Origin of the sequence: Bradyrhizobium sp. SZCCHNR1051, from assembly GCF_032489615.1 — a bacterium.
Taxonomy (GTDB): Bacteria; Pseudomonadota; Alphaproteobacteria; order Rhizobiales; family Xanthobacteraceae; genus Bradyrhizobium.
The window spans coordinates 225,481-250,667 of record NZ_JAUEYJ010000003.1; the positions used below are offsets into that span (position 1 = coordinate 225,481).

General features: G+C 67.5%; 24 protein-coding genes. 6 read left to right on the forward strand and 18 right to left on the reverse strand.

Annotation, left to right across the window (positions count from 1 at the left end):
* Positions 1-123 precede the first annotated feature (123 nt).
* Positions 124-1,344, reverse strand: a complete 1,221-nt coding sequence (locus QW868_RS04660; protein ID WP_410051279.1) for a hypothetical protein — start codon at positions 1,342-1,344, stop codon at positions 124-126.
* Between the two features lie 147 nt (positions 1,345-1,491).
* Here QW868_RS04660 and QW868_RS04665 point away from each other — a divergent pair, with 147 nt between their 5' ends.
* Positions 1,492-2,676 (forward strand): glycosyltransferase family 4 protein, encoded by a 1,185-nt coding sequence (locus QW868_RS04665; RefSeq protein ID WP_316230015.1) that lies wholly within the window; start codon positions 1,492-1,494, stop codon positions 2,674-2,676.
* Here QW868_RS04665 and QW868_RS04670 read toward each other — a convergent pair whose 3' ends face one another.
* From QW868_RS04670 to QW868_RS04710, 9 genes are all read right to left on the reverse strand, one after another.
* Positions 2,677-3,855, reverse strand: a complete 1,179-nt coding sequence (locus QW868_RS04670; RefSeq protein ID WP_315811951.1) for a glycosyltransferase — start codon at positions 3,853-3,855, stop codon at positions 2,677-2,679.
* A complete protein-coding gene (locus QW868_RS04675; RefSeq protein WP_316230016.1) occupies positions 3,848-4,870 on the reverse strand; it encodes a polysaccharide deacetylase family protein in 1,023 nt (340 codons plus the stop codon). The genes QW868_RS04670 and QW868_RS04675 overlap by 8 nt, the downstream gene beginning before the upstream one ends.
* Positions 4,867-6,387, reverse strand: coding sequence for a lipid II flippase MurJ (locus QW868_RS04680; protein WP_316230017.1), 1,521 nt, complete (start codon positions 6,385-6,387; stop codon positions 4,867-4,869). The genes QW868_RS04675 and QW868_RS04680 overlap by 4 nt, the downstream gene beginning before the upstream one ends.
* Positions 6,384-6,572, reverse strand: a complete 189-nt coding sequence (locus QW868_RS04685) for a hypothetical protein (RefSeq protein ID WP_316230018.1) — start codon at positions 6,570-6,572, stop codon at positions 6,384-6,386. The genes QW868_RS04680 and QW868_RS04685 overlap by 4 nt, the downstream gene beginning before the upstream one ends.
* Positions 6,569-7,726, reverse strand: coding sequence for a glycosyltransferase family 4 protein (locus QW868_RS04690; protein ID WP_316230019.1), 1,158 nt, complete (start codon positions 7,724-7,726; stop codon positions 6,569-6,571). Before QW868_RS04690 ends, QW868_RS04685 begins: the two co-directional genes overlap by 4 nt.
* On the reverse strand, positions 7,723-9,993 hold the full coding sequence (locus QW868_RS04695) for an exopolysaccharide transport family protein (RefSeq protein WP_316230020.1): 2,271 nt from the start codon (positions 9,991-9,993) through the stop codon (positions 7,723-7,725). Before QW868_RS04695 ends, QW868_RS04690 begins: the two co-directional genes overlap by 4 nt.
* 27 nt (positions 9,994-10,020) lie before the next feature.
* The gene (locus tag QW868_RS04700) at positions 10,021-11,175 is read right to left on the reverse strand and encodes a glycosyltransferase (RefSeq protein ID WP_316230021.1); all 1,155 of its coding nucleotides are present in this window, start codon (positions 11,173-11,175) and stop codon (positions 10,021-10,023) included.
* A gap of 325 nt (positions 11,176-11,500) precedes the next feature.
* Entirely contained in the window at positions 11,501-12,193 is a 693-nt protein-coding gene (locus QW868_RS04705) for a DUF2848 domain-containing protein (protein ID WP_316230022.1), read from the reverse strand.
* A 69-nt stretch (positions 12,194-12,262) separates the two neighbouring features.
* Positions 12,263-13,588 carry a DUF3422 domain-containing protein gene (locus QW868_RS04710; protein ID WP_316230023.1) on the reverse strand — a complete coding sequence of 442 codons (1,326 nt, stop codon included), beginning with the start codon at positions 13,586-13,588 and terminating at the stop codon, positions 12,263-12,265.
* A gap of 511 nt (positions 13,589-14,099) precedes the next feature.
* Between QW868_RS04710 and QW868_RS04715 the strand changes: the two genes are divergently transcribed.
* From QW868_RS04715 to QW868_RS04725, 3 genes are all read left to right on the forward strand, one after another.
* Positions 14,100-14,348 carry a type II toxin-antitoxin system Phd/YefM family antitoxin gene (locus QW868_RS04715; protein WP_316230024.1) on the forward strand — a complete coding sequence of 83 codons (249 nt, stop codon included), beginning with the start codon at positions 14,100-14,102 and terminating at the stop codon, positions 14,346-14,348.
* Positions 14,348-14,770, forward strand: coding sequence for a type II toxin-antitoxin system VapC family toxin (locus QW868_RS04720; protein WP_316230025.1), 423 nt, complete (start codon positions 14,348-14,350; stop codon positions 14,768-14,770). The genes QW868_RS04715 and QW868_RS04720 overlap by 1 nt, the downstream gene beginning before the upstream one ends.
* A 143-nt stretch (positions 14,771-14,913) precedes the next feature.
* Positions 14,914-16,215, forward strand: coding sequence for a sorbosone dehydrogenase family protein (locus QW868_RS04725; RefSeq protein ID WP_316230026.1), 1,302 nt, complete (start codon positions 14,914-14,916; stop codon positions 16,213-16,215).
* A gap of 60 nt (positions 16,216-16,275) precedes the next feature.
* Here the strand turns inward: QW868_RS04725 and QW868_RS04730 are convergent, their stop codons facing one another.
* Positions 16,276-16,521: a hypothetical protein gene (locus QW868_RS04730; protein WP_316230027.1), complete on the reverse strand. Its 246-nt coding sequence runs from the start codon at positions 16,519-16,521 to the stop codon at positions 16,276-16,278.
* A 184-nt stretch (positions 16,522-16,705) separates the two neighbouring features.
* On the opposite strand from QW868_RS04730, the gene QW868_RS04735 reads away from it, so the two are divergent.
* Positions 16,706-16,879, forward strand: a complete 174-nt coding sequence (locus tag QW868_RS04735; RefSeq protein WP_315811941.1) for a hypothetical protein — start codon at positions 16,706-16,708, stop codon at positions 16,877-16,879.
* A gap of 126 nt (positions 16,880-17,005) precedes the next feature.
* On the opposite strand, the gene QW868_RS04740 is transcribed toward QW868_RS04735, so the two are convergent.
* Genes QW868_RS04740 through QW868_RS04765 form a run of 6 tightly spaced genes read right to left on the reverse strand, consistent with a single transcriptional unit; the run spans position 17,006 to position 22,563 of the window.
* Complete coding sequence (locus QW868_RS04740) at positions 17,006-17,821, reverse strand: NAD-dependent protein deacetylase (RefSeq protein ID WP_315811940.1); 816 nt, start codon at positions 17,819-17,821, stop codon at positions 17,006-17,008.
* Between the two features lie 58 nt (positions 17,822-17,879).
* Entirely contained in the window at positions 17,880-18,791 is a 912-nt protein-coding gene (locus tag QW868_RS04745; RefSeq protein ID WP_316230028.1) for a polysaccharide deacetylase family protein, read from the reverse strand.
* 4 nt (positions 18,792-18,795) lie between these two features.
* Positions 18,796-19,593, reverse strand: coding sequence for an ABC transporter permease (locus QW868_RS04750; RefSeq protein ID WP_316230029.1), 798 nt, complete (start codon positions 19,591-19,593; stop codon positions 18,796-18,798).
* A complete protein-coding gene (locus QW868_RS04755) occupies positions 19,593-20,459 on the reverse strand; it encodes an ABC transporter permease (RefSeq protein ID WP_316230030.1) in 867 nt (288 codons plus the stop codon). The genes QW868_RS04750 and QW868_RS04755 overlap by 1 nt, the downstream gene beginning before the upstream one ends.
* Positions 20,460-20,461: 2 nt before the next feature.
* A complete protein-coding gene (locus tag QW868_RS04760; RefSeq protein WP_316230031.1) occupies positions 20,462-21,532 on the reverse strand; it encodes an ABC transporter ATP-binding protein in 1,071 nt (356 codons plus the stop codon).
* Positions 21,529-22,563: an extracellular solute-binding protein gene (locus tag QW868_RS04765; protein WP_316230032.1), complete on the reverse strand. Its 1,035-nt coding sequence runs from the start codon at positions 22,561-22,563 to the stop codon at positions 21,529-21,531. Before QW868_RS04765 ends, QW868_RS04760 begins: the two co-directional genes overlap by 4 nt.
* Before the next feature lie 208 nt (positions 22,564-22,771).
* On the opposite strand from QW868_RS04765, the gene QW868_RS04770 reads away from it, so the two are divergent.
* Positions 22,772-23,512: a GntR family transcriptional regulator gene (locus QW868_RS04770; RefSeq protein WP_316230033.1), complete on the forward strand. Its 741-nt coding sequence runs from the start codon at positions 22,772-22,774 to the stop codon at positions 23,510-23,512.
* A gap of 19 nt (positions 23,513-23,531) precedes the next feature.
* Here QW868_RS04770 and QW868_RS04775 read toward each other — a convergent pair whose 3' ends face one another.
* A complete protein-coding gene (locus QW868_RS04775; RefSeq protein ID WP_316230034.1) occupies positions 23,532-25,151 on the reverse strand; it encodes a hypothetical protein in 1,620 nt (539 codons plus the stop codon).
* Positions 25,152-25,187: the final 36 nt, after the last annotated feature.

Below are 25,187 nucleotides of genomic sequence, written 5' to 3' on the forward strand. Positions count from 1 at the left end.
AAAGGTCAGGTGGCAGTGAACCACGTCGCGCTGGCCTTACTTTTCAGTTAACGGGATTCGCGAACCACATCGAGATGTTGTCACTCGCCCCCTCACGGGGACCTTCGCGACTGGCGTCGTCACTCACGGCCGCGGCACGCGAAACATGTAGGTTTCATCGGCATTGAGGCCGTCGACGAAGAAGCGTCCGGGCTTTGCCTCGATCTGGCGCCGCAGCCCATCCCAGCCCCAGACCTCGAGGCTGCGCGTCCATGCGGGCAGCTCGAGCTCGACCGCGCGGCCGGGCCGGTCGGTCCAGCCGGCAATGTTCTGCCACACGATCAAATCGGCATCCGGTCCGCGCAGCGTGTACAGCGCCAGCCGCCGGTCGATGGACACGATCCTCATGTGACCGGCGAGCTGCAGCACCGTCTTCACCACGAGGCTGCGCGCCTCCGGGGTCCAGGGATCCTTGCCCGTCGCCATTGCATAGGCCACACCGTCGACATCGGGCGTGTCGCCGAGATTCCAAGGAAACGCCAGCATGGACACCGGCATGCTGCCATCCTTGCCGACCACCGCAAGCTGGTCCCAGATCGCATTGAGAAACAATCTCGCCGCGTCCGTATCGCTGTCCCACGCGCCGGCGCGCGCGACGTTGAACTCGGTTGCGTAGAAGTTGATGTCGCGGCTCAGCCCCATCGCCTGCTTGATGCGGTCGAAGCAGGTCTGCACCGAGAACTCGCGGCCGCGGGTCATCGGATACCATTTATCATTGTAGTAGGTATGCAGGTCGATGCCGTCGAGACGGCCGTCCTCGAGCAGATCGGCGATCGCCGGACCGTAGCCGCGCAACGTCGCATCGCCATGCGAGTTGCAGGTGGCAAAGCCGCCGGGAACGACCCGCAGCTTGGGGTCGACGCTGTGAACACCGTCCGCAAGCCCAGCCAGCGCGTCGTGATAGTCCTGGCGCGGGATCGTGGCCTGCACGTCGGGCTCGTTGATCGCGGTGAAGACGGTTGCGCCCCAATCGGGAATGCCGTTCTCGCGGCCCCAATCGCCACCGGGACGGAAACGTCTCGCCATCGCCTGCCCGGCGGCGAACCAGTCCTGATAGGATCCGATCGGCTGCGGCGGATCCAACCTCTGATAGCTGCCTTCGTACTCCAGCAGGATCAGCGGCATGATACCGTTCTTGTGCGCCTCCAGCATGGCGGCATCGAAGTCGTGCGGCGTGGGCACCCGCGCTAACGTCCGCCAGCCGTAGGAATCCATTCGGCCCATCCTGGCACCGACACCGTGCAGCGCCTGATAGATCTGCGTGCCCTCGCCGGCCAGATGCGTGACCAGATTGCCGCCGCCGATGCGCTCGTCGATCCGCAACGCCGAGGCGTTCGTTTCGCCGGCGCGAACGGCGCTCGGCCATGGCGACGTGACAAACGTTAACAGGGCTGTGCTAATGACCAGCAGATTGGAACGAAGTCGCAATGTCTGATCCCTTAGATTTCCGTTATGACGTTTGAGATTGTCCAGATCGTTCAAGAGATAAGCAATGCGGGCGGCGTGGAAACCGTTGCTATCGAGCTGGCGCGCGTTTTCGGCCGGAATGGTTTATCGAACGTCGTGCTCGCGAGCGCCGTCGCGGACAATCTCGAACACACGATAAGGGTCGAGCGCGTTGCGCCATGGCTGGCGCGGATTCCGACTCGCGGACTGTTTCGGCACATCGGCCGCGCCGTGGTCGTGCCGCTGTTCACGCTCGCCGCGACACGGGCGCTGGCGCGGCACCCCGATGCCGTCGTCGTCAGCCACGGCGATGGTCTCAAGGGCGACGTGCTGATCGTGCATGCGGTCAATGCGCAGAGCCTGGCCGAGAAGCGCGCCGCCGGCAGCTGGCGCTGGATGCTCAACCCGATGCATCTGTGGGTCGCGCTGCGCGACCGATTCATGATCGGAGGCCTGCGGTATCAGGCGTTCGTGGCGGTGTCCTCCCGCGTCACCGCGGAGCTGCAGCGCTTCTTCCGCGTGCCGGCCGCCCGCATCCACGTCATCTCCAACGGCATCGATCTCGCGCGATTCAACCGCGATACCACCAGCGGCCAGGCGATCCGGCGTGAGTTCGGCATCCCGGAGAACGCGCGCCTGCTGCTGTTCGCCGGCCACGAATTCAACCGCAAGGGACTGGCGCATGCGATCGGCGCGCTCGATCGGCTCGGCAACGACGTCTGGCTGCTGGTCGTCGGCTCGGACAATCCCGCGCCCTACCGCAGACTGACGCGCAACGCCCAGCAACGCGTGATCTTCGCCGGCTCACGCTCGGACATGCCGGCGCTGTACTCGGCGGCCGATGCCTTCGTGCTACCTACGAGCTATGAGACGTTCTCGCTGGTCTGCATGGAGGCCATGGCCTGCGCAGTGCCGGTGTTCGCAACGCCGGTCGGCGGAATCGAGGATTATCTGCACGACGGCGTCAACGGCTTCCGCATCGCGGCCGACGCCGACGACATCGCCGCCAAGCTCGCGGCGGTCTTCGCCGATCCCGCACTGATGCGCCGGCTGCAGGACGGCGCCCATGCGACCGCGCAGACCTATGGCTGGGACCAGATCGGGCTGCAATACATCGAGCTGCTCAAGCAGATCGATGCCGCCAAGCGACAGCCTGGCCGCGCAGTGATTGCACTGCCGCTGAAGGCCTAGCTAATTCGTCTGCAGCCGCTGTGGGCGGGCGAGGCGGGATGCGGTTCTCGACTGATGGGCCGCACGGCATGCCGTTTCAATCGCCGCCGCGACCGCATCATAGGTGAAGCGCCGGAGCACGTTTGCGCGGGCCGCCTCACTGCGAACGGCGAGCTCCGCCCACTGGCCGCTGAGCTCATCGATGAGCCGACACAGGCTGCCGGGATCCTGCTCCGGCACGATCCAGCCGCCGTCGCCGACGACATCCGGAATCGCTCCGCAGGTTGATCCGATCACCGGAATGGCGCAGGCCTGGGCCTCGATGATCACCCGGCCGAACTGCTCGCGCACCGCGTCCGTGGTTCGCGTCAGCAGCAGCAATGCGTCCAGGCCGCGCAGGAAGGCCGCGACCGCGGCTGGTGAAGCCCAGCCCTGGATCGTGACGCGCCCGCTCAAGCCGAGTTCGGCCACGCGCCGGCGCAGATGCGGCTCGTGCGGACCTTCACCCATGATGCTCAGCGTGGCCGCCGACTTGCTCCGTGCGAGCGCATCGAGCGCATCGTCGAGACCCTTCTCGACCACCAGCCGGCCGACATAGCCGAGCCGCAGCGGCGAGCCGGTCGTCGCATTCGACGGATCATCCGCCGGCATGAAGGTCGCGAGATCGACACCATAGCCGATCGGGGTCACCGGACCCGTGTAGCCACGCGCCCTCACGACCTCAGTCGCGTCGGGACTGCGCGACAGGATGTGAGCGGTGTGGCCGAGGACGAATTTGCGGATCGCCTCAAACGGCGGCGGCAGCCGTTTCAGGATGTTCTGGTCGACCTCGAGCACGAGCGCCGCACGACCATGCAGCATCTGCGCCTGCAGCGCGACGATGCTCCAGGGCTCCTCCCAAAGATGAATCACGTCCGGATCGAGCTCGCGCAGCAGGCGACGCAGTGCTGGATAGAAGTGCAGGTACCATTTCATCGGCCCGGCGTTCGGCAGCCGGATCGGAAGCCGATGGACGGGAAACCCTTCGTTGGAGTGAGGCGCGGTAATGGTGCGGCCGAATTCCTTCCACACTTCGGGCATCACAAGATGCAGATCGACGTCGGGCCGGGAGGCGAGATGGCGGTAGCGCAGCCGGCCGGCCTCGCTGCTGGTGGCAGGATGCGCAATCGAGACGATCCGCAAGCGGCCCCTGCTAGACACGGCCCATCACCTTCGCTGCAGTCCCGCTGAAGCCGGTGAGATGCAGCTCCATCGCCGCCAGCGTGCGATGCGCGCCGTTCATGGTGTTGCGCGGAATCGAAAACGCATCCTGCCCGGCTTTGACAAGGCCCTTGCGCGTGGTCGCAGCACTGGCGAATCCGGCCTGCCGCGCCAGCGCAAAGTCCCGCGGCCCGCAATCGGCGGCGCGCCCGTAAGGAAACGCGAAGTGCCGGACGTCGATGCCGAGCCGCTCGTTCAATCGCAGCCGCGCGCCGGCCAGCTCGCGCAGGGCGGCTTCCGGAGGCAGCGACGAGATGCGCGCATGCGAGACGGTGTGGGCTCCGATCTCGATGAGGGGATCCCCCGCCAGCGCTTCCAGCATGTCCCAGGAGATCGCATGTTTCCAATGCATTGCATCGCTGTCGATGGCGTTGGCGGCACAGAACGCGGCGTAACGATTCGCGGCCTGCGGGCCATCCCAGCGCGAGGCGACCTGCGCAAACACCGCGCGGCGCTGCTCGGCGCTCGACAGCGCGATCCGCTCATCGTCGACCGTGACGTGGTCCCTGTGCAGCAGCGCATCCTCCAAGCCAGCGGCCCACAGCGGCAAAGTGCCGTCGGGAATGCCGGTCGTCACGAACAGCGTCACCGGCACCTTGTGCCTGCGGAACACCGGCACCAGCAGCTCGCACGTATCGCGGTAGCAATCATCGATCGAGAAGTTGACGTAGCGGCCGGGCGGCTCGGCGCTTGCCGGCCGGCGCAGCGCCTCGCTGATCGTCACGACATCCCAACCCTGGTCGAGGACATAGCCGAGGAAACGATCGAGAAAGTCGGCATCGACGTAGAAGTCGCGATTGGGCAGACGCTCCCATTGCTCCGCGGGCGCGGTGCGGTGGAAGGTCAGGCAGCAGCCGCGCGGGCCGAGCACACGATCGGCGGCCTTGGCGAGCGGAAGGACGAAGGCACCGGATGCCATCATGGCCTTGGCGGCAGCGAGGGCCAACAGGGTCAACTCAGCTCTCCCTTCATCTTGAACGTACGACGAACATGGCGGAGCGCCGTGCCCACCACGGCCGGCAGCAGGATGCCGATCGCGAAGGCCAGGCAGAGCATATAGGCCAATCCGCCGGCGAACAGGCGCGGCAGCAGGCCCGGCACGGAGGTCTGAATCATCAGGCCGAGCACGGCCATCAGTGCGGTCGGCAGCAGGGCCAAGCCGATCACGAGCAGGAGCTTTCGCGCATCGCCGAGCACGAACACCACGCCCGACAGCAGCACGAGGCTGCGGATCGCTTCGCCAACTCCGAGCAACTGCATGCCGGCCGCCGGCGACGGATCGAACAGCGGCATCAGCAGGTTGAAGCCCATGTTGGCGAGATAGGCCGAGACGATGATGACCGCAGCGACGCCGTTGCGCCCCGCGCTATTGAGCAGACGGATCAGGATCCAGCCGAGGGTCGCGGCCCAGACGCCGCAGGCGATGCCCTTGAGCGCATGCGAGGTCAGCAGCAGGGCCTCGTCGCCGAACGCGCCGCGGAAATAGATCAGGCGGACGATGTCGGTCGAGAAGACCAGCAGGAACGCCGAGGCCGGCAAGGTCAGCGCGAGCAGCGGCCGCAGCAGCGCCTCGGTCTGCGCACGCGGATCGCGTGGGGCATGCTGCGACAGCACCGCCATGCCGAGCGGCTGGCTGATCAGCAGCAGCGCGCTCTCGGTCAGCGAGCGCGCGTAGTCCAGCGAGGCGACGGCGCCCGTCGTCAGCCGCGACGCCGTGAAGCGCTCGATCCAGACATTGCCCTGCTCGGCCAGCGGCAACGCAAGCAGGACGCGCAGCCGGCGGAAGAATTCGACACCCTTGTCGATCACCATGCCGGCGGTCAGGCCGGAGACGCTCAGCGCGCCCTCGCGCCACAGCGTGAACAGACCCCAGGCGGCGAGGCCATTGAAAGCAACGGTGAAGGCGCAGGCGAGCATGTAGGCGTCGCCGGTCAGCACAAGCAGGCCGATTCCGCCGATCACTGCGACGTTGAGCAGGCTGGCGCGGACATTGGTCAGCCGCGTGCGCCCGAGCGCGATCTCGCCGGCCGCCAGCACGTTGAGGACCGCGGACGCCGGCATGCCGAACGCCATCATGCGCACGAAATGCAAAGTGAGCTCACGCCCCTCCGCCGAGAAGCCGCCGACGACGGCGTTCACCCAGAGCTCGCCCAGCAGCAGGATGATCGCGGTCACCGCGCTCGACACGATGGCAATGACGATCGTCAGCGCACCGAGGCTGCGCGCGGCATCCGGCCGCTGCAGCGCCTCGCGATGCATCGGGATCATGATCGCCGGCACGCTCTCGTTCTGCAGGAATGCGAGCGGGATGAGCACGGCCGCCATCGCGGCGCGAAAGCCGTCGGCGATGAGCGAGGCACCCAACACATGCGCCATCAGCACCTCGCGGCCGAAGCCGAGCATCTTGCTCGCCAGCGCACCGCTGATCAGCAGCGCACTGAAGCGCTTGAGCGAAGGGCCGGAGGCGCTCATGCGGCTTCCTCCGACACGGCCGGCGGCCCTTTCCATCGCGCAGAGACTTGTCCGTCCTCGAGCAGTTTCGGCCACGACAGCACCGGCGCGAGAATGGCGAACATCGGGCCGAGCGGATCGTAGTCCGCGACGAGATTGACCATACACCGCTCGGAGGACGGGGCAGGTGTGACGATCGTGCTCACACCGCCGCTCCCGCACCGACATTGCGGATCAGAAGCCCGATCGAGTCCAGCATGCGGGCAAGACTGTAATGGGTGCGCGCGCGGCGCGACGCGTAGTCGAGCTGTGGCGCGAGGATCTCGGGTTGAGCCAGCACCGCGTCCAAAGCCTCGGACAGCGCACGCGCATCACCAGGCGGCACGAGCAGGCCGGCCCGGCCATGGTCGAGGATGTCCGGCGCAGCGCCAGCGTCAGTGGCAATCACCGGCACGCCGGCGAGCATGGCTTCGACGAGGGTGCGGCCGAACGGCTCGGGATCGATCGACGGATGCACCATCGCGTCCACCGCCTGCATCAGCAGCGGCACGTCGCTGCGATGTCCAAGGAAGTGAACGCGATCACCGAGGCCCAGCTCCGCGACCAGCCGTCTCAGCTCAGCCGCGTAGTCCTGCTCGCCGAACAGGGCATCTCCGACGATGATGCCGTGAACACCCGGCAGTTTGGCCAGCGCTTCGATCAGGACGTGCTGGCCCTTCCACTGGGCGAGCCGGCTGAAGACGCCGACCAGAGGTGCGGACGGCAGGCCGAGTCGCTGCCGCAGCTCCTGCCGCGATGCGGGCACGGGTTCGACGGCGAGGCCATTGGGCACGATCTCGACGAGAGAGCGTCGACCTCCGGCCTCGATGAAGGCGGCTGCGGCGGCTTCGGAGGGGACGACGACCTTCGCCGCGAAGCGGTTGGCGAGAAAGATCTGCATGCGACGCTGCAGCGCGCCGAAATGAGCCGGGCTGATGATGTCGTGCAGATGCCAGATCAACAGCCGCCGTGCCGCGATGTTGGCGATGGCCGACAGGACAAAGGCCTTCTGCGAATTGGCATAGAAGACGTCATGCTTACGTGCGACATGCGCGAGCTCCGCGGTGATCGCCGCGAGTCTGCCGAACAGCGGCAGCGCCTCGAACCACGAACTGTCGCGTCTGAACTGCCCCAGGCCGCGGCCCCAGCGCGACGTGATGACCGACATGCCGCGCTCAGCCAGCACTTGGCCGAGCGGGCCCGGCTCGAACAGGAACACCGATGAATTCTTGCGGCCCTGGACGACATCGAGCAGGATCAACTCGGCGCCGCCGATCTGCCCGGTGTGATCGACGAACAGGACACGCTCGGTCGACATCACCCGGCTCCGGCGTAGGCTGCCACGGGCGCGGTCTGGACCACAGGCGTGCTGCGGTGCTCGACGTCGGTCATGGTGACGACGATGCCGACATCACGGGCTCCGAGTGCCCTGCTCCTGTTCACCGTCACGACCGCCGGCTCGATCAACGACCGGTCACTGCGCACACAGACGATCGCCCAGTCCGTACCGGCAAGGAAGTCGTTCCGTTGCGACGGCAATGGTGTGTCGACGATCACGGCATCATAGCCATCGAGACCAGCGAGGAGACGGTCGAGGCTGATCGCGTCGAGAATGTCGCCGACCGGACCGGTCGCCTCGCCAGCCGGCAGCACGTCGAGCGAGGGATGCGCGGTCGGCAGAATCATGTCCCGGAGCGGCGTCCCGCGCTCCAGCGCACCGAGCCATCCGGGGCTTGCCGGCAGGGCCATGATCTCGGCAAAGGCGGGATGCGAGACGTCGCACTCGACGACCAGCACGCGCCGGCCTGCGGCCGCGAGGTGCTCTGCCAGCGCACAGGCCGTGGTCGTCTTGCCATCTCCTGCATCGGGAGAGGTCACGACGATGCGCTGCGATCGCGCGGACCGCTTCAAGCCGAGTTCGTGGACGAGATCATGCAGCGCATGCTGAAAATCGGTGTCCTCGGAGGCGAGGCGCAAGACGCGCGGGATCGCCAGCGGTTGATGGCCTTGCAGGATCGCGCCGAGCGCCGACATCTCGCGCAGGCTCTTCAGGCGCGGCAAGCAGGCCAGGATCGAAACGTCGGCGACGCTCGGGAGATGAGAGCTTCGTTCGGGCGCGGCCGGTGGCGTCGCCGTCTCCGGTGCGGTCACACCCTCGGCCAATTCAGGGACGATGGCCGGAGCTTCGTCGACAGCGGGCGCCTCGACCTGCTGGGCCGGCGCTTCCGGAGTGACGGGCACGGGCGGGCTGATCAGGCGCGCGCCGAGCTTGTCGGCGAGCAGCGCAGCGCCGACGCCGAAGATCAACGCGAGCGTCATGCCGGCGGCGAGGAACGGGATCTTCTTCGGGAAAAACGGCTTGCTCGGCAGCTCGGCGAGGCTGACGAGCCGCGTGCTGCCGCGCAGGACGCGCCGCTCGGTTTCGAGCTCGCTCGCCTTCTTGTAGAGCTCGGCATATTGCTGGCGCTTGATCTCGGTGTCGCGCACCATGCTCTCGATGGAGGCCTCATCCAGCGTGGCCGAGCCGGCCTCGGCCTTGGCGGTCTCCATCTGCTTCTTGAGCGAATTGACCAGCGCGGTGTTGGCATCGAACGCCTTCTGCGCGCTGGCCGCGATCGACTGCATCTCCTCGACGAGACGCTGCTGGATGCTCGCCTGCTCGCGGGTCAGCGCCAGGATCGACGGGTGTTTCGGACCGAGCACGCCGGCGGCGCTCGCGAGCTGCGCGCTCACTGTCGTGAGCTGCTGCTTGAGGTCGGCGATGGTCCGACTCTGCAGCACCGAAGGCGCATCGGTCGGGCCGCGCTCCTGCTCCGACTTGATCTCCTGCAGCCGCGCCGCAGCCTCGGCCCGCGCGGCCTCCGCCTGCGACAATTGCTGGCCGATGCTCGTCAGCCGCTCCGAGGAGATCGGCGCGTTGGCGCCGCGCATCAGCCCCTTGGTGCGGCGGAACTTCTGGATCTTGTCATCGGCCTCGCGCAGCTGCTGATCGAGCTGCTTCAGCTCCTGCCACAGCCAGGAGCTCGCGACCTCGCGGCTGTTGGCGCCTTCGGTACGCTGATCCTCGAGAAACGTCTGCGTCAGTGCGTTGGCGAGCGTCTGCGCGACGTCGGGGAGACCCGACTGATAGGAGATGTTGATGACGCGCGAGCGGCCGGCGGAGGCGACGCTGAAACGGCTCTCGACGTGGTCGATGAACGCGCCGACATCCGTCTTGAGACGCTGGCACGCATCCGTCGAGCCGAGCAGGCGGCCGCGCTCGCATTCGCTGACGACCGCGTCGGCAACACCCGGCGACGAGATGATCTGCCGCAGCAGGCGCGGCGAGCGGATCACGAGCAGCTGGCTTTCCATGTCGGCGGGGTCGCCGACCTTCTGCGCCCACGCCGCCGAGGTGTTGGCGCCGGGCTCCTGCTCGGCGATGATCACCGAGGCGGTGGCGAGATAGCGCACCGGCAATACGACGAGGGCGATCACCGCAATCGCGAGGACGGCGCCGGCCACGATGGCGAACACGCCGCGACGGCGCCAGATCCGCCCCAACGCGTCGAGGCCGGACAAGGCTTCCGTAAGACCCGCCTGCCTCATGATCTGCACCCGCACCACATCCGAACGTTACGCAATCAGCCGTGTCGCGCGGCCCTGATGGCCGGCGCGGAAATGCTCGAGCTCCTCGTTGACCGCCGCGACGAACTGGCTGCGGAAGCGCTCGGCCGAGAAGAAGCCGGCGCGCTGGCGGCAATCGAGACGCGAGATCGACTTCTCCTTGGCCACGAACGATCGCACGCAGGCCGCGATCGCCGCGGGCTCGGGCGAGCCGAAGAACATGCCGGTCGGCCGCGGCCCCGTGGTGAGGATCGACTCGCGTGCACCGCCGCGGCCGAGCGCCAGCACCGGCGCGCCTTCGGACTGCGCCTCGACCGGGATGATGCCGAAATCCTCTTCCGCGGCGAACACGAAGGCGCGGGCGGTGGTCATCAGATCGCGCAATTGCTTGTCCGGCACGAAGCCGGCGAATTTAACGTTGGGTCCTGCGATCGACTTCAGACGCGCCGCCTCCGGGCCGTCGCCGGCCACGACCAGCTCGAGGTCCGGCATGGTATTGAAGGCGCGCACGATCGGCTCGATGCGCTTGTAGGGCACGAGCCGGCTGGCGGCGAGAAAGTGGTTGCCGACCGGCAGGATCGCATCGCGCTGCGCGATGGTCACCGGCGGATAGATCACCTTGGCGTCGCGGCCGTAGATCTTCTTGATGCGGCGGGCGACGAACTGCGAATTGGTGAAGATGGCGTCGGGGCCGTGCGCGGTGCGGGCGTCCCAGATCCGCATCTTGTGCAGCAACGTGCGGGCGATGAGGCCCTTGACGCCGGTGGCGTAGCCGCTCTCCTGAAGATACTGGTGCTGCAGGTCCCAGGCATAGCGCATCGGCGAATGCACATAGGCGACGTGGACCTGCTCCGGCCCGGTCAGCACGCCCTTCGCCACCGCGCAGCTCGAGGAGATCACGAGATCATAGCTCGACAAGTCGAGCTGCTCGATCGCGAGCGGCATCAGCGGCAGGTAGGAGCGGTGATACTTTCGCAAAAGCGGCATCTTCTGCAGGAAGGTGGTGTGCGACTTTTCGAATCCCAGCTTGGCGCGGTCCTCGGGACGCAGCAGGTCGAACAGCGTGAAGACGTCGGCGCCGGGATAGCAGCGCAAGATCTCCTGCAGGACCTTCTCGGCGCCGCCGAGAACGTAAAGCCAATCGTGGACGATCGCGACGCGCATCGCACTCTCCCAATTCCCGGGGTATTTAATAAAACCCTTAAGGGAGGTATCGACGCGCACAACCAATTCCTAAACTTCTAGTTAATCGCCCTTGTCCTCCGACCCGTCGAATAAGCCATGATCAGGTAGGGATCGGTTAAGGATTTGCCAGCCGCTCCGCGTCTCATGTCGCGACAGGATCGTGCCGGACGCGAACGCCTGATGCGCGGCGGTCCCGCTTCGGCACACTCCGACACCCTAGGCCGTCTTGCTTAACAGGCCCTTGCCGTAGCGGACGCTCACCCGGTCCAGCCTCGCCGCACACGATCGTGATCGCGCGTCCCGATCAGCCGGCGATGACGAGCTGCTCGATCGCATAACCATGGCGGATCACGCGGTTCAGCACGGGATCGACCAGCTCGAAGTCGAAACGGTCGGCGGGGCGGATGCCGCCCCTGGCGGCAAAGGTGCCGCCGAACATCGCGGTGCCCTCGGGCAGGTCGGCGTCACCATAGCGGCGCGCGATCAGGTCGAAAGCCGCCAGCATGCCGCTCAGCGCGCCCTCCTGATACAGCACGCGCTCGCCGCCGATGGTCGCGTAGGCGCGCAGCATCAGCTGGTCCCAATGCGCGGCGACGTCGTCGACCAGCCACAGCTCCGGCGCCACCGGCTTGTCGCACATCTGCTTGGAGACGGTGATGTTGTAGGTCTCGACCTTGCGGTCGGTATGGTCGGAGCCGACGCCGACGAACAGCCGCCCGCCGGACTTCACCAGCACGAACTCGACCTCGCCGGAGGACTCCCCGCCGCTGACCTCGATGCTGTCGGATGTGGTCAGCCGGCTGGCCGCGGCCTCGTAATAGATCGGCGTCGTCGCCGGCCGGGGAATGCCGAGCTCTTCCAATTCGGCGATGTGCTTGTCGCGCGCGACCGGATCGCGCCCGGTCCAGCCGGCGATGACAAGGCGGCTCAGCGTGATCTGCTGCCGCGTCGCCCCGCCGCCTGCGTGAACCAGGAATTCGATTGTCGTGCCGCTCATCGTCTCATCGCCTCTGTCCCGTCAGACCGCCGCTTAGCCGCCTCGCCGCGCGCTGGCAAGCGCCGCGCGTCACTCGTGCTCGGTCTTCTCCGCCTCGTGGTCCTCCTTCAGATGCCGCTTGCGAATCTGGTGGGTCGTGAACCAGATCAGCGCGATGGCGACCGGCACGAAGGCGGCGGTGGCGAGCGTCGGCTCGACCGGCAGGCCGCTGTCATGCGCGCCCTTGGCGAGATAGCCGAACAGGCTGACGACGTAATAGCCGATCGCGGCCACCGACAGGCCTTCGACCGTGCTCTGCAGGCGCAACTGCAGCTTGGTGCGCTCGTTCATCGAGCGCAGGAGATCGCGGTTCTGCTGCTCCAGCTCGACATTGACGCGGGTGCGCAACAGATCGGCGGCGCGCGCCAGCTTGAGCGATAGGTTCGACTGCCGCCCCTCCAGCGCGTTGCAGGTGCGCATCGCCGGCGCGGTGCGCCGCGCCAGGAACGACGACCAGCTCGAATACGGCGCGATCGGCTCGCCCTCGATCACCGCTAGGCGCGCCTGCACCAGGTCGTAATAGGCGCGGCTGGCGCCGAACCGGAACAGGCTGCCGGTGGCGCCGCGCTCCAGCAGCGCCTCGAGCTCGGTCAGCTCGCGCAGCAAATGGTTGTTGAGCTTGAACGATTGCGCGCCCTGCATCTCCGCGAGCACCTCGACCAGCCGCCGCTCGATGCGGTCGACGTCCGGCGCCAGCGCCAGCGCGGCCGGCAGGCCGAGCAGCGCCAGGGTGCGGTAGGTCTCGAGCTCCAGCACGCGCTGCACCAGCGCGCCAAGCCGCTCCGGCGTCGGGCCATCGGCGCAGACCAGGATGCGGGTGAAGCCGTCGTCGTCGAGGCGGAAGTCGGAGGCGACCGCGCCGGCGCTGCCCTTGATCGCAACGATGGCGAGGCTGCTCTTGTCGAAGATCTCCTCGGCGCGCGCCACCGGATCGGCGGCGTTCTCGACCTCGAGCTTGACCGCCACCAGCAGCTCGCCGGCCTGCGGCAGCGCCGCGATCAGCGCCTGCAGCTCGGGCGCGATGGCGCCGAAGCGGCGCGGGCCGGCGCCGGCCGGCGGGCTCCAGATCCAGGTGAGGGTGGCGAATTCCGAATGCTGCTCGAAGCGCAGCCTGACCGGGCCGAGATCGACCTGGTGATGCTTCACGCCCGGCTCCGGCGGCAGCGCACCATGCTGCGCGCAGAACGCGGTGAGGCTGGCGCGGTCGACCGCCGGACTGTCGCCCTTCGCCATGAAGGCGAAGCGGATCACCAGCACCGGCTGCGTCAGCGGCGTGAACGGCCGCGCATGCACCTCGTTCAGCACGCTCTCGCGCAGCGCGTGCGGCGTGAAGGCGGACTTGTCGAGCGACGTCATCGGGAGAGTCCGCGCGTGAGAGCGACACCTGACGCAGACGATTGCGCTGCGCCTGAATTGATCACCCCCATCATGCCGTGCATCCTCCTGACTTCCGTTGTCGCCCGCAGCCGACGCGCCGGCAGCATGTGACACCACTGTAGTGCAATTCAATGACGGCGCCACGGCTGCGGCGATGTCGTGCGTGTTGGCGGCTTTCTCAGCGCGCCCCCTCCGCCGCAATCACCGATGCGATGTTGCACGATGAAGAGCGAGCATTCATTCGATCGATCATGACCAGCGCACGGCTGGGCTACCCCCACCCCCGACCCCTCCCCGCAAGGGGGAGGGGGCGCATCGGCTTCGCGGTGAGAGGTCGAATCCGACGGCGGATGTCCGGGTGCGACCGGCGGTGGGCAGCGTGAGCAACACGCCCGTCGCCAGTCGCCGTCACCATCGCGCTTGAATGTAGTAACGTCTCTACATATGCTCTGCCGTCAGAGGGATAACGACCACTGCCAGGAGGCCGGCCATGACCACGCTGACCAGCCGCGAGTTCAACCAGGACACTGGCCGCGCTAAGAAAGAAGCGGCCAACGGGCCGGTGTTCATCACCGACCGCGGGCGGCCGGCGCATGTGCTGCTGACCATCGAAGACTATCTCCGCCTGGCCGGCGGCGGCATGAGCCTCGCCGACGCGCTGGCGCAGCCGGGAGCCGATTTCGATTTCGAGCCACCGCGCATCGCCGGGCCGATCGGCCGGCCCGCCGACCTCGACTGATGTTCCTGCTCGACACCAACGTCGTCTCCGAGCTCAGGCGCCGCGACAGGGCGGACCGCAACGTCGTCGCCTGGGCCGCAGCGCGGCCCGCCGCGAGCGTCTTCCTCTCGGCGATCTCGATCCTCGAGATCGAGTTGGGCGCGCAGCGCATCGCGCGCCGAGATGCGGCCCAAGGCGCTGCGCTGCGGACCTGGATCGACCAGCACATCCTGACGCATTTCGACGGCCGTATTCTCGCCGTCGACACCGCGGTGGCGCAGCACTGCGCGCGCCTGCACGTGCCCGACCCGCGGCCCGAGCGCGACGCGCTGATCGCCGCGACGGCGCTGGTCCACGGGCTGACCGTCGTCACCTGCAACACCGCCGATTTCGCCGCCACTGGCGTCCCGCTCCTCAACCCCTGGAGCGATGGCGCGCCCTGAGCCATGTCCGTTCCGCCGCGCATGCAGGCCACGCAGGCCAAGCACGTCCGCTCCGCAGAATCGTCACATCAGCCGCGACGGCGAGATGTATTATGGACCTCGACCATCACACCCTGCCTCTGTCTCATCCCACAGGACGTTTCATGACCCTCTCCTCCATCGTCGCGCGCGGTGTCGCGCTGGTTGGCAATGCGGCGCTGCAGTGGCGCAAGCTGCAGGGCGAGACGCCGCAGCCGGCGTGGGGGGCGCAGCCGCAGATCCCGGTGGCGAAGCCGCAGGGTCTGCTGCCGACCCTGAAGATGCCGACGGCGCGGGGCTGGCGCGACGGCGAGAAGCCGGTGGCGGCGGCGGGGCTGAAGGTGAATGCGTTTGCCACCGGGCTCGATCATCCGCGGTGGATCTATGTGATGCCGGACAAGTCGGTGCTGATCGCCGAGGCGACGCAGATTCCGAGCCCGGTGCGCAACATGTTCGGCTATGCGATGCAGGCCACGATGCGCCGCGCCGCAGCGCTCGGCGTCAGCGCCAACCGCATCACCCGGCTGGTCGATGCCGACGGCGACGGCACAGCCGAGCGCCGCAATGCTTTCATGGAGAATCTCAGCCAGCCGTTCGGCATGGCGCTGGTCGGCGACACCTTCTATGTCGGCAACACCGACGGCATCGTCGCCTTCCCCTATGCCGCGGGCGCGGAGCGCATCACGGCGCAGGGCAAGCGCCTCACCACGTTCAAGCCCGGCGGCCATTGGACGCGCAGTCTTTTGGTCAGCCCCGACGGCACCAAGCTCTATGCCGGTGTCGGCTCGCTCACCAACATCGCCGAACTGGGGTTCGAGGTCGAACAGGGCCGCGCCTGCATCTATGAGCTGGACATCGCGAGCGGCGCGAGCCGCATCTTCGCAGGTGGCCTGCGCAATACGGTCGGGCTGGCGTTCGAGCCACAGACGCGGGTGCTGTGGACCGTCGTCAACGAGCGCGACGGGCTCGGCGACGAGACGCCGCCGGACTATCTGACATCGGTGCGCGAGGGCGGCTTCTATGGCTGGCCCTATTGCTACTGGGGCAGGACGGTCGACGACCGCGTGCCGCAGGACGCAGGCCTGGTCGCGACCGCGCTGACGCCGGACTACGCGCTCGGCGGCCACACCGCCTCGCTCGGCCTGTGCTGGCTGCCGGCGGGCACCTTGCCCGGCTTCCCCGAGGGCATGGTGATCGGCCAGCACGGCTCGTGGAATCGCAGCAAGCTGTCCGGCTACAAGGTCGTGTTCATTCCGTTCGAGAACGGCAAGCCGTCGGGTCCGGCGCGCGACATTCTCTCCGGCTTCCTGGCGCCGGACGAGAGCTTCTCCTATGGCCGCCCGGTCGGCGTCGTCATCGGCCCGGACGGATCGTTGCTGGTGGCCGACGACGTCGGCAACTGCATCTGGCGCGTAACGGGGGCGTGAGCCTCGCAAGCGAAGGCCGAGGCCGCGATCGGCCTCGGCCTTGCGCATGTGCCGCCATGCTCAGTCGTGGCCGTAGTACTGGCGATTGCAGTAGCGGCGGCCCGCTTCGTGCTTGGCCGCGCGCTGGGCCGGGGTGGCGTTTGCCGGGATCAGGAAGTTGCCGCTCGCAAACAGCTGCAGGCAGTTGATGTAGTTCTTGTTGCCCAGCCATTCCCAGCCGGCAGACGCCGGCGATGTCGATGCGGATGCGAGCAGGCCCGCGCCGGCGACGATGGCGGCGGCGAAAAGACGAATGCTGGACGTCATGACCTTGTCCCTCGTTGCTTGAGGCTGCCCCTGCAGCCCATGCGAGGATCATGACGGTCAGGGCGCGCTGCTTCCGTGACGGTCCGCACAGAGAGATGATGCCGCATGGACGGGGCCGCGGCGCTCAGCCGCGGAACAAGCATCACGCCCGCGACGTTGTCCGGCACAGCGACAGGAGAGTTCCATGGCCGACAATGTCAATCCCGATCGGAAGCAGCCGGGCGAGCATCGCGAAGGCAAGTTCCACTACAATCCAGGCAACCAGGCCGGCAAGACGGTCGAGGTCGGCAAGCCCGAGAGCGAGCAGGTCAACAACAAGGACCGCATCCAGAACCGCGAGAAGCCGCAGTCGCGGTGAGGCGGCCCCCTGGACTTGATTTCTCGTCATGCCCGGGCTTGACCCGGGCATCCATCGCTACCGCGACAAAGCAGCTGGATGGCCGGGTCAAGCCCGGCCATGACGGCGGAGAGAGGACCGCCGACCCTATCCCTCAAGCAGAAACGCCAGCGCTGCATCACACGGCGCCTCGACCTTCAGCGACAACAGCTCATCTGCGCGGGTGCGGCCGAGATTGACGGCGGCGATGGGGATGGCGCGGTCGGCGGCAGCGCGGACGAAGCGGAAGCCGGAATAGACCATGAGCGAGGTGCCGACCACGAGCATGGCGTCGGCCTGATCGACATGCCCGCGCGCCGTGGCGACGACGTCGCGCGGCACGGTCTCGCCGAAGAACACGACGTCGGGCTTGAGGACGCCGCCGCAGGCGTGACAGGCCGGCACGGTGAACTCAGCGAAATCGACACCGTCGAGATCGGCGTCGCCATCGGGCGCATCGGCGGCATCATGCGCCAGCCAGCGCGGATTGGCGTCCGCCAGCTCGTCCTGAAACTGGGCCCGCAACAGCGTCGCGCCGCAGCCCATGCAGCGGACGCGGTCCAGCCGGCCGTGCAGGTCGATGACATTGCTGGTGCCCGCGGCCTGGTGCAGCCGGTCGACGTTCTGCGTCACCAGGAGCGAGCAGCGGCCCTGCGCCTCCAGCCGCGCCAGCGCATGGTGCGCGCCGTTCGGCTGGGCGCGGCCGAAGCGCCGCCAGCCGACCATGCTGCGCGCCCAGTAGCGCCGGCGCGTCTCCTCACTGCCCATGAAGGCCTGATAGGTCACCGGCGGCGTGCGCTTCCACTGCCCGTCATTGTCGCGATAATCGGGAATGCCGGAATTTGTGCTGCAGCCGGCGCCGGTGAGCACGACGATCCGGTGGTGGCTGTCGATGAAGGATTTTAGCGCGAGAGGATCGATCATGGCGCAGATGTAGGCGGCCAGGCCGGGCCGCGCCAGTCCGTCACCAGGCCAAGGTCCGTCAGGTCGTGCCGGGTGGCGGCACGGTCGCCAGCCAGTGCCGGGCGATGTCGGCGCGCGGCGCGATCCAGGCCACGCCGCTGCCGGTGACGTGGGACAGGATGCGGTCGAGCGCGCCGATCCGGCCGGGGCGGCCGATCATGCGCAAATGAAGCCCAATCGAGAGCATCTTCGGCGCCGTCTCGCCCTCGCGGGCGAGCCAGTCGAAGGCGTCGATGACGTAGTCGGCGAAGTCGGCGCCGCGGAAGCGCGAGCCGTTGTAGAATTGCATGTCGTTGCTGTCGAAGGCATAGGGCAGCACCAGATGCGGGCGGCCGGCGACATCGACGTAGTACGGCAGGTCGTCATTGTAGGCATCGCTGTCGTAGAGGAAGCCGCCCTGCTCGACCAGCAGCCGCCGCGTGTTCGCGGACGCCGCCGAGCGCGTATGCCAGCCGAGCGGATGCTGGCCGGTGACGCGCTGGATCGTCTCGACCGTGCGCGCGATCACCCGGCGCTCCTCCGTCTCGCCCATGCCGGCATGGCTCTGCCAGCGCCAGCCATGCGCCGACACCTCGTGGCCGCGCGCGACGGCATCGCGGGCGAGCTCCGGCGAGCGCTCGACGGCGCGGCCGCAGGCGCTGACGGTGACCTTGACGCCGTGGGCGTCGAACAGGTCCATGATACGCCACCACGCCGCGCGCGTGCCGTATTCGAAATGGCTGTCGATACAGGGATCGGGGCCGTCCAGCCGATGCACGACCTCGTAGATCGCCTCGTTGCTCGGATCGCCGTCGCACACCGAGAATTCCGAGCCCTCCTCGAAATTCACCACCAGCGACACCGCGACGCGGGCGCCATTCGGCCAGCGGGGATGCGGCGGACGGCCGGCATAGCCCCGGAGATCGCGACGAAAGGCAGGCTGAGCGCTCATCATGTCAATCCGCGGTTCCGGCCATGCGATGCAGGCCCACGACGCGATCGCTGATCAGCAGCAGCACCAAGGTGCCGGCGAGGATCAGGGTGGAGAGCGCGGCGAGCGTCGGATCAGGCGCTTCCTCGATATATTGCAGCATGCGGATCGGCAGCGTCTTGGAGCGCACATCGGTGAGGAAGATCGAGACCGGATAATTGTCGAACGAGGCCAGCAGGCTGAACAGGCCGGCGATCAGGAACGACGGCGCCAGCGCCGGCACCATCACGCGCAGGATGCTGCCGGCATAGGTGCAGCCGAGCGTGCGCGCGGCCTCGATCAGGGTGAAGTCGAAGCGCGACAGGCCGGCGATCATGGTGCGCGCGACATAAGGCAAGGTCACCACGAGATGCGCCACCAGCAGCGCGCTCCAGGTCGCGGTGAAGCCGATCATGCGGAAATATTGCAGCAGCGCGATGCCGAGCACCAGGCCGGGCATCATCAGCGGCGACACCAGCAGCGTCCCCAGCGCCGTCGCACCCGGCAGCCTGCCGCGGGCGATGGCGATCGCGGCGAGCGTGCCGGCGACCAGCGACAGCGCCGTCGACAGCAGTGCGATCTGCAGCGACAGCAACAACGACGGCCAGAAGCCGTCGAGCCGGCCGATGCGGCCGTACCAGCGCAGCGATGCCCCCGTCAGCGGCAGATCGAACACCGGGGTCGGCGAGAACGACGCGGCGGCGATGACGACGAGCGGCAGCAGCAGGAACAGCGCCAGGCCGATCGCGAGCAGCCAGCAGATGATGATGGCGATGCGCGTCATCATTTCGGCTCCTGCGACAGCCGTGCGCTGAGCGCGACGACGATGACGGCAATCGCGAGCAGCACGACACCGGCAGCGGCGCCGAAGCCGGGCTCGCGGGCCAGCAAATACGCCTTGGCGATCGTGGTCGCGAGCGTCGGGTACTTCTCGCCGATCAACAGCGTCGGCACCACATAGGCCGACACCGACAGCGAGAACACCAGCGCGACCCCGGCGACGATACCGGGCAAGGTCAGCGGCAGGATGACGCGAAAGAACACCACGAGCGGAGAAGCGCCGAGCGTCGCCGCCGCCTCGGCATAGCGGCCATCGAGCTGCGCCACCACGGCGTAGATCGGCAGCACCATGAATGGCAGGAAGATGTTGACTGCGCCCACGATCAGCGCCGTCTGGGTGAAGATCATGCGAATCGGATCCTCGATGATGTGGAGCGCGATCAGCGTTTCGTTGATGAGGCCGTCGCTGCGTAGCAGGATGGTCCAGGCAAAGGCCTTGACGATGACGGAAGCCGCCAGCGGCAGGAACAGCGTGGCGAGCAGGATCGAGCGCAGCGCGCCGCGGGCGCGGGCCAGTGCAAACGCGGCCGGGTAGGAGACGAGGAAGGCGATCAGCGTCGTCAGCAGGCCGAGCCGCAGCGAATTCCAGATGACGCCAAGATAATAGGGCGTGCCGAGCAGCCGGACGTAGTGCGCCGATGTGACGCCGCCTTTGCCATCGAGCACGCTGACGCCGAGCAGCAGCGCCAAGGGCAGCACGAACACCAGCGCGATGATCAGCGCCGATGGCGCGACGAAGCCGAACGCGGCGAGCCGCTCGCGATCCGGCGCGGGCTTGACGATGGGCGCTGATAACACGGCATCGGTCATGGTCAGGCCTCGGCGGCGAAGGCGAAGGTTTCGGTCACCGGCCATGCGAAGCGGACCTCGTCGTGCACGCGCGGCAGCTCGGCCTCGCGCCCCGACAGCTCGGCGAGCAGATTGGCGCCGGCACCGGCATCGACGTCGACCAGCGTCCGCGAGCCCTGGAACACGACCGAGCGCACCCGTCCGGCCGCCGAGTTGGCACCGTCTCCGGCGCCGAGACGCAATTGCTCCGGCCGCGTCGCGACGATCACCGAGGCGCCGGGCTGAAACGCGCCGCGCGCCGACAGACGGCCGACCGGCGTCACGACGTCCACCGTGCCGTCATGCGCGCCGACCACCTGGCCCGCGATGCGCGTCGACAGTCCGACGAAGTTGAGCGCGAACAAGCTCGCAGGCCGGGCATAGAGCTCGCGCGGCGCGGCGAGCTGCTCGATGCGGCCCCTGTTCATGACCGCGACGCGGTCCGACATGGTCAGCGCCTCGTCCTGGTCGTGGGTGACGAAGATCGCGGTCGCCTTGACCTCCTGCAGCAGCCGGCGCAGCTCGACCTGCATCTCCTCGCGCAGCTTGCGATCGAGCGCCGACAGCGCCTCATCGAACAGCAGCACGTCGGGCTCGACCGCGATCGCGCGCGCCAGCGCCACGCGCTGCTGCTGGCCGCCCGACAGCGCCGAGATGCGGCGGCCGCCGAGATGGCCGAGCTTGACCAGCGAAAGCGTGCGCTCCACCGCGCGGTCGGTCTCGGCCTTGGGCGTGCCGCGCACCTTCAGTCCGAAAGCAACGTTGCCCGCGACGGTGAGATGCGGGAACAACGCGTAGCTCTGGAACACGACGCCGACATTGCGTCGATGGGGCGGCACATGGGTGACGTCGCGGCCCGCAAGCGCGATCGTGCCGGTGTCGGGCGGCGCGAGCCCTGCGATCGCGCGCAACAGCGTAGTCTTGCCGCAGCCGGATGGGCCGAGCAGGGTGACCAGCTCGCCGCGCCGGATGGTGAGATCGACGCGATCGAGCACGGTCGCCGCACCGAAGCGCTTGGAGACTCCGCTGATGACGAGATGCGGCGCGGCGGTCATGTCATCTCCTTGCTCCAGCGATCGACCCAGCCGGCGCGGTTCTTGGCGATGAAGGCCCAGTCGGGCGCGAACAGCGAGGCCGGATCCGGATAGCCGGCCGGCAGCGGCGTCGCCTTGCTGGTCGGTGCGATGAAGGCCGTCTTGGCCAGGATGGTCTGCGCCTCCGGGCTGAGATAGAAGTCGATCACGGCGTCGGCGAGATCGCCGGCCGGCGCGCCGCTCACCTTGGCGATGCCCGACGGCATCGAGAAGCCGCCATCCCTGGGAATCGCGAGATCGACCGGCGAGCCGTCGGCCTTGCGGATCAAGGTATAGGCCGAGAACTGGCCGCCGATCATCCAGGCCTCGCCCTGCTCCAGCAGATTGATCGCCTGCGGTGCGTTCGTATAGACGTTCAGCAGATTGGCCTTCAGGCTCTTGATCTTCTTGAAGCCGGCGTCGATCTCGTATTGCGCTTCCTTGTAGGGCTTGCCGGTCTCGAGATGCGCGGCGGCGAGCAGCGTCCAGAATCCTTCGGTGTTGGACAACGACGGCACGACGATCTTGGACTCGTATTTCGCATCCCACAGCTCGGCCCAGCTGCCAGGTGCCGTCTTCATGCGCCTGGTGGAATAGGCGATGCCGACCCACGGCTTCTGGTAGTTGGCCCACATCCCGTCCTGGTGCACGGCGTCGTCGACCAGCTTGCCGAGATTGGGAATCGCCGACGATGACATCCTGGTGATCAGCCCTTCGGCCGCGGCCGGCAGCATCACCGGGTCGTCCATGATCACGACGGAGATCTTCGGGCTGGCCTTGTCGGCCTGCATCTTCTGCAGATTGGTCAGCGAGTTCGTCCCCTCGTAGAGCACCTTGCAGTCGAGCTTCTTCTCCAGCACCGGAAACAGATCGGCGTTGAAATATTTGGCGGCACCGGCGGGGCCGCCGATCACGATCTCTTTGGGGGCGGCGCGCACCAGCGCGGGCGCGGCAAGGGTGGCGGCGAAGGCCGCACCGGTTTTCAGGAGGCTGCGGCGGGAGAAGGGGTGCATGAGAGGATCCCGTGTGAGCTGTCGCGTGACGTGTCACGAGGATCAGCAAGCGCCGTGCCAAATGTGCACATTTTTGGATTCATCAACGAGATCATTGCTCTGAGCTCTTCCTCGATCCGCTTCTCGACCGACCTCCTCCCCGGCCGCGAGCATAATGTGCACATTTTTTGGAGGTGACCTGCCGCGGCTTTGGGCCTAGCTACGGAGCATGGCGATGCGAGCGCAGCGAATCGGGAAGGCCAATCCCGCCGAGGACGAGGCGGTGTATCAGGCCATTCTGCGCGCGCTGCTGGAAGGCAAGCTCAAGGCCGGCACCAAACTCGCCGAGACGCCGCTGGCCGCGGTCTTCGGCGTGTCGCGCGAGCGCATCCGCAAGGTGCTGCACCGGCTCGGCGCCGAGCGGCGGCTGGAGATGATTCCGAACCGCGGCGCGCGGGTGCCGCGGCCGACGCTTGATGATATCAGACGGGTCTATGAGGCGCATCGCGTGCTCGAGGCCGGCGTGCTCAGCCAGCTGGTGCTGCGGGTCGATGATCTCCTGCTCGCCCGGCTCGATGCGCATCTGGCAGAGGAGCACGCGGCGGCGCGGCGCGGTGATCGCGCGACCTCGGTGCGGCTGTCCGGCGCCTTTCATGTCCACCTGGTCGACGCGCTCGGCAATCCGGAATTGTCGCGCATGCTCGGCGACCTGCTCAGCCGCTCCTCGGTGATGGTGTCGGTGTACGAGCCGGCGGCGCAGTCGATCTGCGCGGTCGACGAGCACGGCGCGATCGTCGCGGCGCTACGCGACCGCGACCTGATGCGCGCGATCGCGGTGTCGCGCGAGCACTTCCTGCATGTCGAGGGCCGGCTGCGGCTCGACGAGTGCCCGGCGCCCGACGGCGCGGATCTCGCGGCGATCTTTGCGCCGGTCAAGCCACGCCGCAGGGTGCGATCAGGATTGTCTTGACGCTCCTGAGCGTCGGCCGTCACGTCCTCGGCGGGCTGTTCGGCGGCGCGCACCAGGGCAGCGCCATCCGTGGCATGTAGTGGCCGCTCCACGCGCAGACCTCCTCAGGCCCCCTGCGCTTGAGGGCCATCTTGACCGGCTCGGCCTGGCTGATGCCGACATGGAGCGCGAGCAGCGCCGCGCCGATCGGATAGGCGAAGCGGGAGAAGCGCAGGTCCGCCAGATGATCGAGCAGGACCATGCCGGCAATGATGATCAGGGGATCGGTGAAGACGAAGTACTCGACCTTCAGCCCGCGGCGGACACCGAGCGTATCGATGCCGATAGCAGCGAGCATCAGGAGAATGGCCTGGATAGCCGCCTGCCGCTCACCGCGGCGCCAGGCCATGACGACGCCGGGGATGATCAGCCAGGTCAGGAACACCGTGGGCCGCGCCGAAGTTTGCAGCACGAAGGTGTAGCGCCTGATGACCCCGAACAGCCCGGACAACAACAGCCCGATCGCACCGCTCAGGCTACCGGCGGCATCTGGCGCGTCGACAAAGGTGATCATCTTCTCCAGCGGATTGAGCACGACGACGACATCGTTGACGTCGTAGCTCAGATCCAGCGCGAGCAGGCCGATGGCGGCGCCGGCGACCATCGCCAGTAGCGCCGCAACAGTTTCGGCCGCGCTCACGCGCCACAGCCACGCGAAGACGACCATGCAGGCCGCGATCAGGCCGAGCAGCGCGAGCTGATAGACGCCGAAGCGGCCCAACAGCATGGGTTTGAGGCCGGCAGCCGTTGCGTTGACAGGATCGAAGCCGGCGACGATCAGGGGCCAGGCAGCGCTCATGGCGAGCAGCGCAGCGATCCCGGCGACCAGCACGGCCGCCCAGGCGCGCGGCGATTGCCAGAACGCAACGCTTCGGCTCGTCGCCGTGCCGAACGGCAGCACCAGCACGGGGATCGCGGCGATCAACAGGATCGCATGGACCTTGTTCTCCAGACCGAGCGTGCAGAGCGTGGCGGCGAGCCCGATCGCAAGCGGACGCGCGAGGCTGGCGCGGCGCGCCGCCACGATCAGGATCATCAGCGCGAGAATGCAGAACGACGCCGCCATCATCTCGCTGCGCAGGATGCGCAGATGCATCTGCACGCCGCCGGAGAATACGAAGGCCGTGACGGCGAGCATGGCGATGCGCCAATCGGACACCAGCCGGCGCGCCAGCCAGGCAAAGGCCAGGATGAGGCCCGCCGCCATCAGCAGCGCGGCGACGCGTCCGGCATGGACGGCGCCGGTCATCGCGACATCGAAGGCAGCGTGATCGGCGGGAATCGCCGACAATGTCCAGGCGTCGAGCAGGCCGAGCCGATGCAGCAACGCGAACCAGGTCTCGACCGACAGGATGGTGAGATAGGCTGGGTGATCGAAGAAGGCCTGCGCGCCGCCATCATTGATGGCGAGCGCGTTGTAGATCATCATGAAGTCCATGTCGGCATTGCGCCAATAGACGGTGAAATAGCCGACGGCCAGGAACGACACGAGCGACAGCAGCAGCGCGACCGCGACGCCGCCGTGCCAGCCGAAGCGCGTCAGGCGATCGAAGGCGTCACGAGGCGGATTCGATGTTTTCGTAATCGTTTTCTTCATCATGCGCGGGCTTGTCCCGCGCATCCACGTCGTCCTTCC

Excerpts from the sequence above, each read along its gene's own strand:
- QW868_RS04680 (WP_316230017.1), bottom strand. The coding sequence starts at position 6,387 with ATGAGCGCCTCCGGCCCTTCGCTCAAGCGCTTCAGTGCGCTGCTGATC.
- QW868_RS04745 (WP_316230028.1), bottom strand. The coding sequence starts at position 18,791 with ATGAGCGCTCAGCCTGCCTTTCGTCGCGATCTCCGGGGCTATGCCGGC.
- QW868_RS04700 (WP_316230021.1), bottom strand. The coding sequence starts at position 11,175 with ATGCGCGTCGCGATCGTCCACGATTGGCTTTACGTTCTCGGCGGCGCC.
- QW868_RS04720 (WP_316230025.1), top strand. The coding sequence starts at position 14,348 with ATGTTCCTGCTCGACACCAACGTCGTCTCCGAGCTCAGGCGCCGCGAC.
- QW868_RS04760 (WP_316230031.1), bottom strand. The coding sequence starts at position 21,532 with ATGACCGCCGCGCCGCATCTCGTCATCAGCGGAGTCTCCAAGCGCTTC.
- QW868_RS04770 (WP_316230033.1), top strand. The coding sequence starts at position 22,772 with ATGGCGATGCGAGCGCAGCGAATCGGGAAGGCCAATCCCGCCGAGGAC.
- QW868_RS04750 (WP_316230029.1), bottom strand. The coding sequence starts at position 19,593 with ATGACGCGCATCGCCATCATCATCTGCTGGCTGCTCGCGATCGGCCTG.
- QW868_RS04705 (WP_316230022.1), bottom strand. The coding sequence starts at position 12,193 with ATGAGCGGCACGACAATCGAATTCCTGGTTCACGCAGGCGGCGGGGCG.
- QW868_RS04765 (WP_316230032.1), bottom strand. The coding sequence starts at position 22,563 with ATGCACCCCTTCTCCCGCCGCAGCCTCCTGAAAACCGGTGCGGCCTTC.
- QW868_RS04710 (WP_316230023.1), bottom strand. The coding sequence starts at position 13,588 with ATGACGTCGCTCGACAAGTCCGCCTTCACGCCGCACGCGCTGCGCGAG.
- QW868_RS04755 (WP_316230030.1), bottom strand. The coding sequence starts at position 20,459 with ATGACCGATGCCGTGTTATCAGCGCCCATCGTCAAGCCCGCGCCGGAT.
- QW868_RS04740 (WP_315811940.1), bottom strand. The coding sequence starts at position 17,821 with ATGATCGATCCTCTCGCGCTAAAATCCTTCATCGACAGCCACCACCGG.
- QW868_RS04695 (WP_316230020.1), bottom strand. The coding sequence starts at position 9,993 with ATGAGGCAGGCGGGTCTTACGGAAGCCTTGTCCGGCCTCGACGCGTTG.
- QW868_RS04735 (WP_315811941.1), top strand. The coding sequence starts at position 16,706 with ATGGCCGACAATGTCAATCCCGATCGGAAGCAGCCGGGCGAGCATCGC.
- QW868_RS04665 (WP_316230015.1), top strand. The coding sequence starts at position 1,492 with ATGACGTTTGAGATTGTCCAGATCGTTCAAGAGATAAGCAATGCGGGC.
- QW868_RS04715 (WP_316230024.1), top strand. The coding sequence starts at position 14,100 with ATGACCACGCTGACCAGCCGCGAGTTCAACCAGGACACTGGCCGCGCT.
- QW868_RS04730 (WP_316230027.1), bottom strand. The coding sequence starts at position 16,521 with ATGACGTCCAGCATTCGTCTTTTCGCCGCCGCCATCGTCGCCGGCGCG.
- QW868_RS04775 (WP_316230034.1), bottom strand. The coding sequence starts at position 25,151 with ATGATGAAGAAAACGATTACGAAAACATCGAATCCGCCTCGTGACGCC.
- QW868_RS04725 (WP_316230026.1), top strand. The coding sequence starts at position 14,914 with ATGACCCTCTCCTCCATCGTCGCGCGCGGTGTCGCGCTGGTTGGCAAT.